This window comes from Actinoplanes sp. NPDC048796 (assembly GCF_040650035.1).
Taxonomy (GTDB): domain Bacteria; phylum Actinomycetota; class Actinomycetes; order Mycobacteriales; family Micromonosporaceae; genus Actinoplanes.
The window spans coordinates 407993-423648 of the sequence record NZ_JBEZGO010000005.1; the positions used below are offsets into that span (position 1 = coordinate 407993).

At 71.6% G+C, this 15656-nt stretch carries 14 protein-coding genes and 1 pseudogene; 11 read left to right on the plus strand and 4 right to left on the minus strand.

Annotated elements, in window-relative coordinates:
• The first annotated feature begins 1 nt into the window (after position 1).
• From efeB to AB0C26_RS23595, 5 genes are all read left to right on the plus strand, one after another.
• Positions 2 to 1246 carry an iron uptake transporter deferrochelatase/peroxidase subunit gene (gene efeB / locus AB0C26_RS23575; RefSeq protein ID WP_360251160.1) on the plus strand — a complete coding sequence of 415 codons (1245 nt, stop codon included), beginning with the start codon at positions 2 to 4 and terminating at the stop codon, positions 1244 to 1246.
• Positions 1247 to 1307: 61 nt separating this feature from the next.
• Complete coding sequence (locus AB0C26_RS23580) at positions 1308 to 4481, plus strand: EAL domain-containing protein (protein WP_360251163.1); 3174 nt, start codon at positions 1308 to 1310, stop codon at positions 4479 to 4481.
• 86 nt (positions 4482 to 4567) lie between these two features.
• Positions 4568 to 4987, plus strand: a complete 420-nt coding sequence (locus tag AB0C26_RS23585; protein WP_360251166.1) for a hypothetical protein — start codon at positions 4568 to 4570, stop codon at positions 4985 to 4987.
• Positions 4984 to 6105, plus strand: coding sequence for a caspase family protein (locus AB0C26_RS23590; protein WP_360251169.1), 1122 nt, complete (start codon positions 4984 to 4986; stop codon positions 6103 to 6105). Before AB0C26_RS23585 ends, AB0C26_RS23590 begins: the two co-directional genes overlap by 4 nt.
• Positions 6102 to 7172: a hypothetical protein gene (locus AB0C26_RS23595; RefSeq protein WP_360251172.1), complete on the plus strand. Its 1071-nt coding sequence runs from the start codon at positions 6102 to 6104 to the stop codon at positions 7170 to 7172. Before AB0C26_RS23590 ends, AB0C26_RS23595 begins: the two co-directional genes overlap by 4 nt.
• Positions 7173 to 7211: 39 nt before the next feature.
• Here AB0C26_RS23595 and AB0C26_RS23600 read toward each other — a convergent pair whose 3' ends face one another.
• The 3 genes and pseudogenes from AB0C26_RS23600 to AB0C26_RS23610 form a co-directional block, all read right to left on the minus strand.
• The gene (locus AB0C26_RS23600) at positions 7212 to 9428 is read right to left on the minus strand and encodes a helix-turn-helix transcriptional regulator (protein WP_360251175.1); all 2217 of its coding nucleotides are present in this window, start codon (positions 9426 to 9428) and stop codon (positions 7212 to 7214) included.
• Positions 9421 to 9561 (minus strand): annotated as a pseudogene (locus AB0C26_RS23605) (DUF2293 domain-containing protein); the annotation flags it as partial. The gene AB0C26_RS23600 and the pseudogene AB0C26_RS23605, both read right to left, overlap by 8 nt.
• Positions 9562 to 10316: 755 nt before the next feature.
• A complete protein-coding gene (locus AB0C26_RS23610; RefSeq protein WP_360251178.1) occupies positions 10317 to 10496 on the minus strand; it encodes a hypothetical protein in 180 nt (59 codons plus the stop codon).
• Positions 10497 to 10964: 468 nt separating this feature from the next.
• On the opposite strand from AB0C26_RS23610, the gene AB0C26_RS23615 reads away from it, so the two are divergent.
• From AB0C26_RS23615 to AB0C26_RS23630, 4 genes are all read left to right on the plus strand, one after another.
• Positions 10965 to 11921, plus strand: coding sequence for a carboxypeptidase-like regulatory domain-containing protein (locus AB0C26_RS23615; RefSeq protein WP_360251181.1), 957 nt, complete (start codon positions 10965 to 10967; stop codon positions 11919 to 11921).
• Positions 11902 to 12258 carry a hypothetical protein gene (locus tag AB0C26_RS23620; RefSeq protein ID WP_360251184.1) on the plus strand — a complete coding sequence of 119 codons (357 nt, stop codon included), beginning with the start codon at positions 11902 to 11904 and terminating at the stop codon, positions 12256 to 12258. Before AB0C26_RS23615 ends, AB0C26_RS23620 begins: the two co-directional genes overlap by 20 nt.
• A 660-nt stretch (positions 12259 to 12918) precedes the next feature.
• Positions 12919 to 13377, plus strand: coding sequence for a carcinine hydrolase/isopenicillin-N N-acyltransferase family protein (locus tag AB0C26_RS23625; protein WP_360251187.1), 459 nt, complete (start codon positions 12919 to 12921; stop codon positions 13375 to 13377).
• A 49-nt stretch (positions 13378 to 13426) separates the two neighbouring features.
• Positions 13427 to 13741: a hypothetical protein gene (locus tag AB0C26_RS23630; protein WP_360251190.1), complete on the plus strand. Its 315-nt coding sequence runs from the start codon at positions 13427 to 13429 to the stop codon at positions 13739 to 13741.
• A 111-nt stretch (positions 13742 to 13852) separates the two neighbouring features.
• On the opposite strand, the gene AB0C26_RS23635 is transcribed toward AB0C26_RS23630, so the two are convergent.
• The gene (locus AB0C26_RS23635) at positions 13853 to 14062 is read right to left on the minus strand and encodes a hypothetical protein (protein ID WP_360251192.1); all 210 of its coding nucleotides are present in this window, start codon (positions 14060 to 14062) and stop codon (positions 13853 to 13855) included.
• 59 nt (positions 14063 to 14121) lie between these two features.
• On the opposite strand from AB0C26_RS23635, the gene AB0C26_RS23640 reads away from it, so the two are divergent.
• Both AB0C26_RS23640 and AB0C26_RS23645 read left to right on the plus strand, forming a co-directional pair.
• Positions 14122 to 15039, plus strand: coding sequence for an acyltransferase domain-containing protein (locus AB0C26_RS23640; RefSeq protein ID WP_360251195.1), 918 nt, complete (start codon positions 14122 to 14124; stop codon positions 15037 to 15039).
• A 23-nt stretch (positions 15040 to 15062) separates the two neighbouring features.
• Positions 15063 to 15617, plus strand: a complete 555-nt coding sequence (locus AB0C26_RS23645) for a hypothetical protein (RefSeq protein WP_360251670.1) — start codon at positions 15063 to 15065, stop codon at positions 15615 to 15617.
• The last annotated feature ends 39 nt before the right edge of the window (positions 15618 to 15656 follow it).

Genomic DNA, 15656 nt, shown 5'->3' on the forward strand with positions numbered 1-15656 from the left:
CATGCCCTGGAAGATGTCGCGCCGGCGAGCCATCACGCTCGCCGGCGCCGGCGTGGGCCTCGGCGCCGCCGGTATCGCCGGCGGCACCGCGCTGACCCGCTCCGGCTCCTCCCCCGAACCGGTCTCCGACGTCGTTCCCTTCGCCGGCGCGCATCAGGCCGGCATCGTCACACCCGCCCAGGACCGCTTGCACTTCGTCGCCTTCGACGTCATCACCAAGGACCGCGACAAGCTCGTCCAGATGCTGCGCGACTGGACCGCGGCCGCGGCCCGGATGACCGCCGGGCGCGACGCCGGTGAGATCGGCGCGGTCAACGGCGAACCCCAGGCCCCACCGGACGACACGGGCGAGGCGCTGGGCCTGCCGCCGTCGTCGTTGACCATCACCATCGGCTTCGGCCCGTCGCTGTTCGAGCGGTTCGGCCTGGCCGCCCGGCGCCCCAAGGCGCTGGAGCCGCTCCCCCGCTTCACCGGCGACACCCTGGACGCGGCCATCTCGGGCGGCGACATCGCCATCCAGGCCTGCGCCAACGACCCGCAGGTGGCCGTGCACGCCGTACGCAACCTGGCCCGCATCGGCATGGGGACGGTCAGCGTGCGCTGGTCGCAGCTGGGCTTCGGCCGGACGTCCTCGACCGCCGCCGGCCAGGCGACCCCGCGCAACCTGTTCGGCTTCAAGGACGGCACCCGCAACCTGAAGGCCGAGCAGACCGACCTGCTCCGCGACCACCTGTGGGTCCAGCCCGGCGACGGCCCGGACTGGATGACCGGCGGCTCCTACCTGGTCACCCGCAAGATCCGGATGCTGATCGAAACCTGGGACCGCTCGTCCCTGACCGAGCAGGAAGGCATCATCGGCCGGTACAAGGGCAGCGGGGCCCCCTTGGGCGCCGACGCCGAGTTCGACGAGCCGGACTTCACCGCGGTGGGCGCCGACGGCCAGCCCCTCATGGCCACGACCTCCCACGTACGCCTGGCCCACCCCGACAGCAACAAGGGCGCCCACATGCTCCGCCGGGGCTACAACTTCGTCGACGGCTCGGACGGCCTGGGCCGCCTCAACGCGGGCCTGTTCTTCATCGCCTACCAGCGAGACCCGGCCAAGGCTTTCATCCCGGTCCAGCGAAGCCTGGCCGCCAACGACGACATGAACGAGTACGTACGCCACGTCTCCAGCGCCATCTTCGCCTGTCCCCCGGGCCTGTCCGGTCCGGACGACTACTGGGGCCGAGCCCTGTTCACCTGATCGGGCGGCCGAATGCCGAGCCGGTAACCTGGCTGGCATCCGGAGAGGGTGGAAGCTCCTGTTGCCACATGGTCCCGAGTTCGGCATCGGCCGCGTCATGCGCGACGGCCGGCTCGCCGGGCTGGCCTTCGCGGTGGGCGGCCGGGCTGTGCTGACCTGCGCTCACGTGATCAACGAAGCGCTGGGGCGCGGGCAGCGCGAGACCCGCCGGCCCGATGAGGACGTGCGGCTCCTTCTGGAATTCCCCTTCGGCGGCGCGCCGGACGACACTCCGATCGCCTACGCGACCGTACAGATGTGGGGGCCGGATCACGGCGACTTCGACCGCCACGACCTGGCCGGCCTGATGCTGCGGGACGATCTGCCCGACGGGGTCACCCCGTTGGAGATGATCGACCGTCCCGCCCGCGGGGGAACAGTCGTGCAGTTCTGGGGACCGGGACGGCACCGCAACGGCGCACATGTCGAGGCCGTCCTGGCCGGCGCCGTCGACCACGGGCGTTACCAGGTCGAGCAACGCGTCGACGGGACGTTCCAGGCCGTCGGCGGCTTCAGCGGTGGTCCGGTGTGGACGCAGGGGGAGGCGCGTGTCGCGGGCGTGCTGTGCGCGGCGGCCGGTCCAGGTGAGGGCGGCGACGCCTACCTGCTCGGCGCCGAGGTGGCGATCGCCTGTTGGCCCGAGGTCCTCTATAGTCCGCCGCCCTGTCCCTACCGAGGGCTCGACGCGTTCGGGCCGGACGACGCGGCGCTGTTCTTCGGCCGCGACAAGGTGATCGCCGATCTGGTCGACCGGGCCGGCCGCACGCCGGTGGTCACCGTGACCGGTCCATCGGGAAGCGGCAAGTCGTCCGTCGTGGCGGCCGGCCTGGTCGCCGAGCTGCGCCGGCACGCCGCGCTGGCCCACCTGACGATCCGGCCCGGCCGAGGTGTTCTCAGCGCCCTGGCCACCGCGTTCGCCGCCCGCACCTCGCCCGGCCCGCCCATCCCGCCCGCCGAACTGGAGGCGTGGGAGAAGCGGCTGGCCGACCGTGGACTGGCCGACGCGATGAGGGTCGTCCGCGCCTCGGCCGGAGTCCAGCAAGTCGTCGTGGTCCTCGACCAGTTCGAGCAGATCCTCGACGATGACCACCCGCCCGAGCAGCGCCGCACCATGTTGCGGCTGCTGGCCGAGCTGGTGACCGCGCCGCGTGAGCCGGGCTGCCTGTTCGTCATCACTTTACGGCACGACCTGTTCGGCCAGCTCATCGCCGAGGATCGCGAATTCGGTCCCTATCTGCAGAGCAGCGCGGTGATGCTCTATCCGCTCGGCCCCGAGGAGCTGCGCGCCGCGGTCGTCGAGCCGGCCCGGCTGGCCGACCCGGAACGCCCCGTACGGGTCGAGCCGACATTGGTCGCCCAGATCGTCGACGACTTCTCGGGGCAGGCCGGCGAACTACCGCTCGTGCAGTTCGCGCTCACCAGGCTGTGGGAGCGACTCGACGAGCCACGCCTCACGCTCAACTCGTACGCTTCTCTGGGCGGCGCCCGGACGGCTCTGACCGATTTCGCCGACTCGTGTGTCGACCGGCTGCCCGCCGAGCAGCAGGACATCGCACGCCGGGTCTTCTGCCGTCTGGGCCTGACCGACGGCATCGCGCTGGGCCGGCGGCTGTTGCGTACCGAGCTGCCCGAGGAGCACTGGGAGATCGCCGCGCGGCTGGCCGGGCCGGACACCAGGCTGTTGGTGATCGGCGGCGACAGCTACGCGGGGGTCGAGTATGTCGAGATCGCCCACGAGATCCTGCTGCGTGCCTGGCCGCGGCTGCGAGAGTGGCTGGCCGCCGATCGCGAGTTTCTCATCTGGCTGCGCCGCACCGAGGACCAGTGTGCCCAGTGGATCGAGGACGACCGCGACGAGCGTCTGCTTCTGCGCGAGCCCTTGCTGGAACGGGCCGAACGGCAGCTCGCCGACCGCGAGAGCGAGACCCGGCATCTACGTACGTTCATTCAGGCCAGTCACAACCTGGTGATCCAGGACGCGCTGACCGGCCTGCCCAACCGCCAGGCCCTCACGCGGGGCATCGCCGACGTGCTGCGGCAGCGCCGGGGCGATCAGGTGGTGGCGGTGTTGATGGTCGACATTCGCCGGTTCCGAGAGGTCAACCGCTATGCCGGTCATGGGGTGGGCGATCGCCTGCTGACCAGGGTCGGCGAGGGACTGCGGAATGTCACACCGGTAGCGGGTCATGTCGGCCGGCTCGGCGGCGACGAGTTCGGAGTGGTGGCCCGGCTGCCTGACGAGGCCGCCGCGCTGAGTTTGGCCGAGGAGATCCGGGCCGCGATCGAGTGCCCGGTGGTGGTCGACGGGCACTCCTTCGACATCAACGTCGCGATCGGGGTGGCCATGCATCCCGCGCACGGCGAAGAACCGGAGACCCTGCTGCAGCGGGCGACCATGGCGGCACATACGGCCAAGGACAACGATCTGGCCGTGCAGCTGTTCCAACCCTTCGAACTGGGCACCGAGCTGCGCCGGATACTGGATGGCGACGGCCAGCCGATACGGGTCCTCTACGAGCCGATCGTGAGTTTGAGCAGCGGCGATCTGGTGGGCGTACGGGCGGCGCCGTTCTGGGTGACGTGGGCCATGCCGACCCTGGGGCCGGGCGACCTCGCGCCGCTGGCCGCTGAGGCGGGTCTCGCCGGGCGACTGTTCGACCTTGTTCTGGCCAGAGCTTTCCACGAGCTGCGTGAACTCCCGCCGATGGGCGTATCGGTGGCGGTCGCCCAGGCGGTCGTCGCGGAGGGAGCCGCCGCCGACCGGATCCGAGGTCTGCTGACCGGCTCCGGCCTCTTCGCACCCGACCTGACTGTCGAAATCAGCGAGGAGACGCTGATGCGGCAGGATCCCGGCGTGGTGCAGTCGTTGCGGCGGGTCGGCGCCCGGGTAGCCGTGGCCGACTTCGGCATGGGCTACTCCTCGCTGTCGTACCTGCGTAATTTCACCATCGACGAGCTGAAGATCCACCCTGGCTTCGTCCAGGACATCACCACGTCCGCACAGCAACTGACCATGGTTGACGCCATCATCAAGCTCGCGAGCAGCCTGGACGTCAAGGTGACGGCGGAGGGCGTCGACATCGAGGCGATCGCCGGACCGTTGCGAGCGAGCGGCTGTGACTTCGGCCAAGGGCAACTGTTCGGGCCGCCGATGTCCCTGGCCGAACTTCAGGAATGGATCGCCGCGCGCCGGTGACCGTCCTCCCGGCGGCGGATTGCCTCGGTTCGGTCCGCATGAGAATGTCGAGCGGCTCGCGCGGTATTTCGAGGGAAGAGGGTTTCGTGACCGAACCTGAGCAGCCTCCCGCCACTGGCGGCACCCGAAGCCTGACCGGCATCGCCCTGATCGCGGCGCTCGTCGTGCTGGTCGGCTTCGGCGTCTTCATCTGGTTCCTGGCCACTCAGAGCCGCACCACCGAGGTCTCCTGGACGCGGCTGGCCTGGTTGTTCGCGTCGGTCGAGGCCATCGCCTTCGGTGCGGCCGGCGCGCTGTTCGGCTCGACCATCCAGCGCCAGCGGGCGGAGCAGGCCGAGGCGGCCGCCGCCGCCAACGCCGACGCCGCCGCCCGGGGACGGGCACTGTCCGCGGCCATCCAGGCCGATGCGCCGTCGGCCGACGCCCGCGGTGATCTGGAGGCCCTCGGACCGGGCGACGACGTGGCCGCCCGGCACGCCGCGCTGGCTCGGGCCCTGTTCCCGTGACCTACTGGGTCGACCGGACCGCCTCGCTCAAACCCGGCCAGCCGGTGACGCACGCGCTGGTGATCGGCGTGAGCGCGTACGACCACCTGCCCGGCGGGCCGCTCACGTTCGGATTGAAGTCGCTCAGCTCCACCGCCGCGGGCGCTCATCGCTTCGCCGTCTGGCTGCGCGACCACTACCACAACCCGCGGGCGCCGCTCGCCACCATCCGGCTGCTCCTGTCGCCCACTGCGGAGGGTGAGCCGGCTGACCGTGAGCATGTGCGCAACGCCGTTCTCGGCTGGCAGGAGGACAACTCCCGCAACTCGAGCGGGACAAGTTTCCTCTACGCGGCCGGGCACGGCGTAATGCTGTCCCACGAGGACTCGCTGGTTCTGCTGCAGGATTTCGCCAAGGACCGGATGGTCCTCGACTATTCGCTCGACATCGGCTCGGTCTACCACGGTATGGCCGGCGATCAATTCCCGCAGTCGCAGGTCTACTTCGTCGACGCGTGCCGCCTCCGGCCGGAGGTGTTCGCCCGGTTCGCCAACCTCGGCACGGGCGTGGGGCTGCCGTCGCCGTTCGCCGCCGCCGACCGTCGCTCGTCGTCGGTCTACTTCAGCGCCGCGCCCGGCACGCTCGCCTACGGCCGGCGGGACGGCGAGGGCACGATCTTCTCCGCCGCCCTGCTCGACTGCCTGGGAGGCTTGGCCGTCGAAGCCGCGGGCGCAGGAGAGTTCCACGTCACCGGGGCCAGTCTGCTGCGCACTCTGCAGGAGCAGGTGAACAGCCGGGCGCGGCAATACAACGCTGAGCAGTATGTCACCGGCGGTGGGACCGGGCTCTCCCACGTCGTGCACTATTTCGAAAAACCGCCCGCCTTCCCGTATGCCATCTGGCTCGACCCCGACCATGCGCGTCCGTTCGTGCGGGCCGAGATCTGGGACGGTGACCGTAACGGGCTGCTGGCCGACGGCCGGTTCGAGCCGAACCCGGCGAGCTGGGATCTACCGGCCGGGCTGCACAGCCTCGACGTGATCGTGAAACCGGGCGACAATCGGTTCCGGACGCGCAGCGGAGTCGCCCTCCTGGTCGACGGCCGTCAAGCCCGTCCCAAGGTGGTGAGCGTGGAATGAGCGGGCTTCGGGTCGACGTGGGCACGCTGAGAGTGCCGGTGCTGATCCGCGACACGCACCTGCGGATCGTGGGTCAGGGAACGAATGGCGTCACGTTCAGCGTGGGTCCGGGTCGTTATGTTGTCACGGTAGCGTTGCCCGGTGATCACCTCGTCGAGGAGGTGGTCGACGTGGGGCGGGACGAGACACGGGAAGTCGCGCTCCGCGAGGCGGTGAACACGGCCGACGCCGATCTGGAGGATCGGGCGCCGTTGGTCTCGGCCCGGCACGGCGAAAGACCGGCCGGCTGGCAGCGGGCCAGGATGCTCACCCATGCCGGGCCTGCCCTCCTGTCACCGGCCCGACCCGCGACCTTCGGGCCGGTCACCGAGTCCGGCCGCCGGCGCCGAGCCGAGGTGGGGCCGGGCGACCAGGGGCAGTCCTTCCTGGAAGTCAGCGACGGCGTGACGAGCGTAGCTCTGGGCCTCCCCAGCGAGGGTGCCTGCTTAATCGAGGAAGACCTGGACCGCGGCGAACTGATGCTCAGCGCCTTCCCGGCCGACCGAAACGCCCGCCTCGCCCTGCGCTACTTGCAGGCCAACGACCTCGAACGCGGCGGTCTGCTGTTCTCGGCGGGCCTGCGGAGAACGAGGCCCCGACGGATATCTTCCCGGCGCTCCGCCGCCTCTGGTGAGGTGCTGATCGGCTGCTATCTGACGCTTCGAAGAGGTTACTTCGCGGAGGTGGATGACCTGATCGAGCGCCTTCGCGGCGACTCGGCGTGGACAACCGACGTGGCGATCATCGAGGCCGAAACGGCGGCCGCTCGCGGCCGGCACAGCGCCGCAGCGGACCACCTCCTGCAAGCAGCCGGCCAAGGACTCCCCCGGTACACCGCTGGTTTCTCGATTCTTGTGTCCCGTATGCGCCAATATGCTCGAGAGGGGGCCGTTCGTGACTCACTCACCGACCGGCAACGCGGGCTCCTCGACGGCCTGGCCGAGGCGTACCGGGAGCTCATCCCGTATGCGGACCTGACGTGCCCGACCACAACATTCCGCAACCTGCCTCACCTGCGACCGCAATAGCTCGAGGCCGCGCCCTGTTCACCTGAGGGAGGGGCGCGCTCAGCCGAGGTCGGCCAGCAACTCGCGGTAGCGCGCGGAGCGGTCGGTTCCGCCGGTCTTGTCGGCCAGTTCGATGGCGAGGCGGAGGTTCGCCTTCGCCTCGTCGGTGCGGCCGGCGCCGATCTGGGCGCGTGCCACATCGGTGACGACCGTGTCGTACATGCCGGCTCCCATGTCCCGCGACTGCTCGGCGACACCCTGCAGCAGGTCGATCGCCTCGTCGTACCGCTCCAGCATGGTCAGGATCCGCCCGCGCGCCCGGCCGCTGTCGAGTCGCAGGATCGCGGCGATGTTCGGGTTCGTCAGCTCGGCGCTGTCGATGATCGCCAGGGCCCGGTCGACCCGCTCGAGAGCTTCCCGGGGCCGGCCCAGCGCGATCTGCCCGAAGGCCGCCTGATTGAGCGAGGTGCAGGCGCCGGCCGCGTCGCCGTGCTCGAGAAACAGAGTGGCCGCGCGGTCGGCCGCCGCCGACGCCTCGGCCCACCGGCGCTGGTGACCTTCGGCGCCGGACACGTAGAACTGCGACCAGGCCTGCTGGACGAGGTCGCCGGCCGCCTCGGCGATCGCGCTCGCCTCCCAGGCCAGATCGGCCGCTCGGGCCGGCTGTTGGTCCAGGTTGGCCGCCACCCAGGACAGGTAGTTGATCTGGGTCGCCTCCATCACCCGGTCACCGAGAGCGGCCGCCGCCCGCCGCCCCCGCTCGAAGACCTCACCCCAGTGGCCCCAGTAGGGCCAGCGGTCGGAGAACCAGTGCATCGCCTCGGCCGTGTCCAGCACCTCGCGATGGCGGCCGGCCCGCTCGGCGAGGGCCATGGCCCCGAGCCAGTTGGCGCCCTCGGCACGCAGCCACGCCTCGGCGTCGGCGGTGCGGCCGAACCGGATGCCGGTGAGGGCACCGGCCGCGGCCACCGCGTCCGCCTCGGTGGCCGACTCGGAGAAGAACCCACCGGCTTTGCCGGCGACGTCCAGGAGCCAGGTGACCATCGCCGCGGTCAGCTCCGGGAGCCCGTCCTCCTCGGCGGTCAGCTGCCGGCCGGCGAAGAGCCGGACCAGGTCGTGGAAGCCGTAGCGCAACGCTGCCGAGACGTGCAGGAGGCCGAGGTCGACCAGCTCGTCCAGGGCGTCCTCGGTGTCGTCCGGGGACAGCCCGGCGAGCGTGGTGGCCAGTTCGAGGCCCGCGTCGGCGCCGGGCACCAGCGTGAGCCGGCGGAACACCCGGGCCGCGGCGGGACCGAGCTGCCGGTAGGAGAGCTGGAAGGCGGCCGCCACCCCCTGATCGTCCGGGCTCAGGTGGGCCAGGCGGGCCCGTTCGTCGCCGAGACGGCCGGCCAGCTCCCGCAAGTTTCCGCCCGCGGCCCGGTTGCCCGCGATGCGCAGGGCGAGCGGCAGGCGCCCGCAGAGTTCGGTCACCGCGCGGACGTCGTCCCGGTCCGTCTCGTGCCCGAGGATGACGTCGAGCATGGCGATCGCCTCCTGCTCGTCGAAGGTGTCCAGGTGGACGCGGTGAACCGCTTCGAGGCCGGCCAACGGCCGGCGGGCGGTGATCAGCGTGACCGAACCACCGGTCCGGGGCAGGAGCGGCCGCACCTGCTGCTCGCCGGCGGCGTTGTCGAGCACGATCAGGGCTCGTTTGCCGGCCAGGGTCGATCTCAACAGCTCGGCGCGCGCTTCGGTGCCCGCGGGTATCCCGCGCTCGGGCACACCCAGGCCGGTGAGCAACTCGGCCAGCAGCCGGCCGCTGCCGGGCGGGTGCACGTCCATCCCCCGCAGGTCGGCGAAGTGCACGCCGTCGGGGAACAGGTCGCCGAGCCGCCGGCCGGCCTCGACGGCGAGGGTGGTCTTGCCCGTCCCGGCCGGTCCGGCCACCACCACGACGGCCGCGTCCGTGCCGGCGGCGTACCGGGCGATGGCCGCCATCTCGGCGTCCCGGCCGGTGAAGTCACCCGCTCCGGCCGGCAGGCCACCGGCGGCCGGTTCGGCGCCGCCCCGGACCGCGGCGGTCAGCCGGCGGCGGGCGGCCTCGTCCAGCCCTAACGCTTCGGCCAGGGCCAGCACGGTCCGGGTCTGTGGGCGCCGGCTGCGGCCGCGCTCCATGTCACCGATGCCGCGGACGCTGACCCCGGACGCGGCGGCGAGTTCGGCCAGGCTGAGTCCGGCGGCGTGCCGGTGACCGCGGAGAAGACTTCCGAACGAGGCGTTCGGTGAACGGTCACTCATCGGTTCTCCACTTTTCCAGGATCCGGTCGATGGCGGGGCGGATTCGGGTGCGTGCCTCCTCGCGGGGGACGCCGGACATCAGCAGGTCGTCGTACGGGGTGTCCTCGTGGCGGATCGAGGCGACCACCGCCCGGGTGACCGCGTCGGGGTCGAGGGAGCGGGCGGCGGCGGGCCCGGGCGTCCTCGTCCGAGAGGCACTGCTGTTCGGCCTGGTCGATGGCGGAACGTTCGACCAGCAGGCCCTGGCGCTCGTCGCGCTTGCGGGAACGGTTGAACCGGACCACCACGGCCGAGAGGCGGCTGGCCGCCTTGGCCCGGCGGGTCAGGGCGGCGTCGCCGGCCGGCAGGAACTCCAGATGGTCCAGGTCGGCACAGGTCAGGCAGATCGGGCCGCCGTCCTCCATCATCAGCATGTCGGCACCAGTCTGCGCGCAGGCCGTGCAGGTGAACTCGCGGGCCGGCAACACCACGACCAGGTCGGGCGCCTTGCTCTGGCGGGCGGCGATCCGGTCGCGCTGCTTCTCGGTCAGCTCGGCGGCCATCCAATGGGTGCGGTACGCCGTCTCGTCGCCCGCCTCGGTGAAGCGCAACCGGCGGCGGTCGCGGGTGGCCGCCACGTACTCGACCTGGCTCGGCTGCAAGCCGCGACCGCGGACCCAGCGGTGGAAGATCTCGAGGGCGTCGGCGATCCGGTCGCTCGACACCGCCGCCACCGCCTCCAGAACCGGGGCCCGGCCCTGGCGCCACTCGGTGACCTGGCCCGGCGGCAGCCAGCCCAGCCCGGTGAGCACGTCGAGCGGGCTGACGTACCGCTGCCGCTCCAAGGCCTTCTCAGCGGCGGTCACCACGCGGCGTTCCAGCTTCGAGGTGGGCTGCATGAACGGCAGGCTACCCGGCCGGATCCCAGACGCCGGCGGCCGCACACCGGTCGGCGTACGCGCTGAAGTCCCGCGGCGTACGGCCGAGTGCCTGTCGTACGCCGTCGGCCGTGCGCACGTTACGGCCGTCGCGGATGTGGCGGAACATGTCGCCCAGTTCGACCGGCAGACCGGCGTCGCGCAGCACCACCCCGTACTCGGAATGGGAAATGGGCGTGTATTTGACCGGGCGGCCGGTGGCCCGGCTCAGGTCGGCCGCCGCGAACGGCCTCGACCAGGAAGTCCTCGCTGAAGTTCGGCATGAACCAGGAGCAGGTCACGATCGTCCAGCCGGTACCGGCCGCCCGCACGTTCCGCTCGGCCCGCCGGGCGAGCGGCCCCCCACGGCCGGAGAGCAGCACCAACTGCTCGACGCCGGCCCCGGCCGCTGTCCTGGCGAAGGTGCCCACGATCTCGGCCGCGCCGGGCAGCCCGAGGTCGGGATGGAAGGTGATGTACGCGGAACGCACGCCCACAAGCGCGGGCGCCCACGTCGAGTCGTCGTGCCAGTCAATGGCCGGGAACCTCGCCCGCATAAGCAGAACGCTCACGCCGTGGCATAGTGTCCGGCGGCGTCATCGACCGATGTCGCTCTACCGCGCGGACGAGGTGGTGGGAAGTGACGGCACGCCGGCACACCCGAACGGCGATGGCCGCGGCGTTCATCGCGCTGACCGGGGGAACGCTCGCGGTGTCCGCGGCACCGGCGACGGCCGCACCGGCGCCGATCAGCATTCTCAGCGTGTCGGCGGAAAACGTGCAGCCCGGGGCCAAGGTGCGGGTCCGGTTCCGCGTCACGAACACCGGGAGCCGAGCCGAGACGGCCATCGTGGTGGTCGGCGGCGGCCTGCCCTGCGCGACCGGCTGCCGGGCCGAGCCGAACCTGAAGGCCGGCCAAAGCCAGGACTTCCAGGCCACTGTCGTCGCGCCCCCGGTGAGCCCGGGCGAGACCTCGGGTCTCAACATCTCGGTTGCCGTACGGCTGGGCGGGCAGAACAGCTACGACTACAAGATGGTCTACGTCGGCGGCACGTCCGCACCCGAGAAGCCGTCCATGGTGGACGCGGTGTCGGGCCGAGTGCGCGACGCCGAGGGCAAGGCGCTCCGGGGCGTGGCCCTGACCGTGCGGGACAGCGCGGGACACGAGTACCGGGCGACGAGCGACCGCAACGGCCGGTTCTCCGTCAAGTCGAGCACCGGCAAGGCGATCGCCAAGGGCCGGATCACGGTCGTCGGGGCGCGGGACGGCTATCGCACCGGCCGGACGACCGTTCAGGGCGCCGCCGGTGAGACGGCGAGCGTGCGGCTGACCCTGGCCGCCGTGGCCGCGCCGGCCACGACCCCGCCGTCGCCCTCCCCCACCGCGACCGAAACCGTGGCCGCGGACGAGAGCGCCGAGCCGGCGGTCAGCGCCTCCTCGGCGGCACCCCTGATCCTCAAGACGGTCAGCGACGAGGGCAGCGGCCCGTTGCCGTTCGTCCTGGGTGGATTGCTGGTCGCCGCCGGCCTGGCCGTCCTGGCCCTGCTGGTGAGCCGCCGCCGCTATCCTCGTCCCCATGATCACGAGACCGACTGACCGCTGGCGCCGCGAAGCGGAAGCCGGTGAGAACCCCTGGGCGGCCGAACTGTGGCCGCCCGACTTCACGGCCGCGGTCGAGGCGGCGCTCGTGGCCTTCGAACGGGAGGCCGCGGGCCTGGGCTCCGCCCCGGACACCGACGTGTGGGCTGCTGTCGAGCGCGTCGTCGAGGCCCTGAACGACGCCGACGACGGCCACATCGAGACCGGCGAGCGCGAAGATCTCTGCGAGTACGTCGACCAGGTTCTGACCGCGGCCGGCGTGGACGTGGCCGCCCTGACCGCCCGCCGGGGAATCGACCGGGCCGAGCTCACCGACGACTGGCGGGACTGGTAGCGCCCCTCCGTATCGGCCGCCGCGGCCTTGCGCCAGGGCGCGTGTCCGGTCGTCGTCCCCGGGCCCTATGGTGCGCTCTGTGAGAATCGCCGGCGTACCGGGTGACTTCGCTGTCGCCTCGCATCTGATCGTGCGGGGCAGCCAGGCCGAGATGGGCTTCGCGTTGGCCCGGGCCGCGATCGGGACGTACGGGTCCGCACCGCGCCGCGTGGCGCCCGTGCTGGGGCGGGCCCGGCGGGGGTGGTTCGAGGCGAACTGGCCCGAACACCATGAGCGCTCCCGGGGCATGGCCGACGCCTTCGGCGTGGACGGCGAGGATCCGTCGCTGTGCGTGGACGAGCTGAACGGGCTGCCGCTGAACGGCGGATGCTCGGCGGTGTGGTCGCCGCCCACCGTCGTACGGAACTTCGACATTCACGCCTCCGTCATCGAGACCGAACCGCCTCTCGCCGGCTGGCGACTTCCCGCCCTGGCCCGGCCGTACGTGGTCGAGATGCACCCGGACCGGGGCCTCTCCTCCGTGGCGATCACCGGCAACAACCTGGGCGGCTGCCTGGAAGGGATCAACGAGGCCGGCTTGTGCGTGGTCGAGCTCGCCGACGGCCAGGGCGACACCGTCCGGCCACCAACGCACCGCAAGCCGGCCTCGACGAGGCCCAGGTGCCGAGGTTCCTGCTGGATCGGTGCCGTACGGCCGAGGAGGCCCGCGAGGCGCTGCTGGGCGCCAAGCACTACACCCGCTACAGCACGTGCCACTTCCTGGTCGCCGACGCCACGGGTGACGCCTTCGTCTGGGAGCGGGAAGGTGACAACGCCGAGCACATCGTCGACGCCGGGGCCGAGCCGCTGATCGTCACCAACCATCTCCTGTCGACACCCGCCGCCGATCGGGAGGACCACAGTCACGCTCGCCTTCGCCTTCTCGAACGCCGGGTGAGCGACGGGGTGCACGCCGCCCTGGACCTGGTCCGGGCCGAGGAGACGGCCGAGGGTCAGGCCGTCACCCTGTGGCGCAGCGAGTACCGGCCGGCGACCTCGTCGATGACGGTCCGGTTCCTGCTCGGCGCCGAACCGGAGCGGCGCTACAGCTTGCCGTTGACCATTACGGTGGGGCGATGACAGGGAAACTCAGCGATGCCGTCGACGCCCGGTTCGCGGCGAGCGGGTCGTGAGCCGGCGCCGGCCCGGCGCCCTCGGGCCGGGCGAGATGGCGGTCGCCGCCGTGTACGTGCTGATCCTTCTCGCTGGTCTGGTGCCGCCGGTCCTGGTCGGGATCGCGGTCTACCAGGATCTGGACGGTCCGCTGCTGACTCTCGGGTGGGCCAGGATCTTGTGGCTCCTGCTCGCCGGCGTCTTCCTGGTCAAGGCGGGCGAGGCCGCCGCGTGGACGGTCGCCATGGGGGAGTCCACCTTCGCCTTCATACTGGCTTATGTGTACGGCTGTGACCTGATCCTCGGGCTGGGCTGGCTCATCTTCTACTGAAACTTCGCCCACTCGCCCTCGGAGATCACCTCGACCACGCCGTCGACGACCTGGATGGCCGTCTGCTCGTCGACGGCGTAGGACGGGTTGCCGAGGCCGTCGGCAGCGCGGTCAGCTCCAGCACGCCCAGCCCAGCCCGGTCAGGTGCTCGAAGCCGACGGCGAGGCCCCGCACGGACTGCGGGCCGCACATCGGGTGGCCCCACTGCGCGGTCGGGATGACCAGGGCGTGGCTTTCCTCGACCGGCTTGCCGAGAAGGCGTACGAGAGCCGCTCGAATGCTTGGATTGGTGACCCCACCGGAGGTGAGCAGGAGCTTCACGGGACGCCTCCCAGCGCTGGACGAGCGACACCGCCACGGTAGCGATAGGGTCGTCCGTCGTGGAGCTGGAACACATCGCGGCGCGGCTCGGGGTGCCGGCCGGGGAGATCGAGCGGGTGCACCGCCTCGCCGGTGACCGGCCGTCGGCCGAGGTGCCGCCCGTCAGCGCGGCGCCCGCGATTCTCGAGCGGTTGGCGGTACGGGCCGACGACGCCGCCGAGATCCAGGCCGGCTGGCCCGGGGCGGACTCGCCACTGTGGACCCCGGAGCTGCGCTGGCTGCTCGACCGGTCGACCGCGCTGGTCCGGGCCGACCTGGGCGGTTACGGCTGGCTGGCGCCCGGGCCGGCCCTGCCCCGGTACTTCGTCTACGTCTACCTTGCCCTGGTCGACGTCGTGACGGCGTACCACCGCGACCGTGGCATTCCCGGCGAGGTCACCCGGGCGACCCTGGCCGACCTGGGCCGCAACCTGGCCGTCGACCGGCGGATGAGGGGCGAGGGCTGGCCGGTCATGCAGAGCTGGCTGACCCTGCACGTGCGCGGCGGCCTCTACGAGCTCGGCCGCCTGCAGTACCAGCGCGGCGACACCACCATCGACCTGCACATCCCCGAGGCCGGCCCGCTCACCCCGGCCGCGATCGACGCGTCGCTCGACGAGGCTCGAGCGTTCTTCCCGCGCCACTTCCCCGAGGAGTACTACGAGGGCTTCACCTGCGGTTCCTGGCTTCTCGACCCGCAGCTGCTGGACTACCTGCCGGCCGACTCCAACATCGCCCGCTTCCAGCGGCGATTCGAGATTTTGCCGTACGAGGAACCGGAGGGCCTGGACGCCGACGTCGAGACCCGCCGCTTCGTCTTCCGCACGCTGACCACACCGCTGGACCAGCTCCCCCGCGACACCGTCCTCCAGCGAGCCGTCATCGACCACCTGACAGCCGGCCACCACTGGCAGTGGCGCCGCGGCCGCCTCCGCTAGCGTCCCGTTCGTATGCTCGCCGGATGAACATCGATGCGGCCAGTCTTCCCGGCGATGTCGTCGAACTCATCGAGGCCCTGCGGCCGGGCGAAGAGCTGGTCGTCATGCGAGCCGGCGCACCGATCGGGACGATCACCGGAAATGTCGTCGTGCCGCGCCGGCCCGAGATCGAACCGCTCCCGGCCGGCCGGGACGACGTGACCGTTGTCGCCACCGCGATGAAACTGCCGGAGCAGGCTCGGGCGGCACTCTCCGAACGGCTCGGTGCCGGCTACATCGTGGTCGACATGCACGACGCGCCGGAGACGGCCGACGTGCTGCTGGTGCCGCCGATCAGCCCGCAGCTCATCGGCTGTCTCCGGTCGACGTTCCCCCAGGCCCGCGTCGTCGTCACCGAAATCGAGGACGACGACCTCGGAGTCCGTTACCTGGGCCCGATCCGGCGCATGCTCGACGCGGGCGCCGAGACCTACCTGACCTCCAGCACCATCCCGAGCCTGGCCGCTCAACTGGACCAGGCCGTCACCGCCCGGGAACTCGCCCCCGAGGCGCCCGGCCGCCCGGCCCTGCCGGGCTGACGGAGGCTCAGGGTTTGCGGGCGACCGCGCCGAACTCGT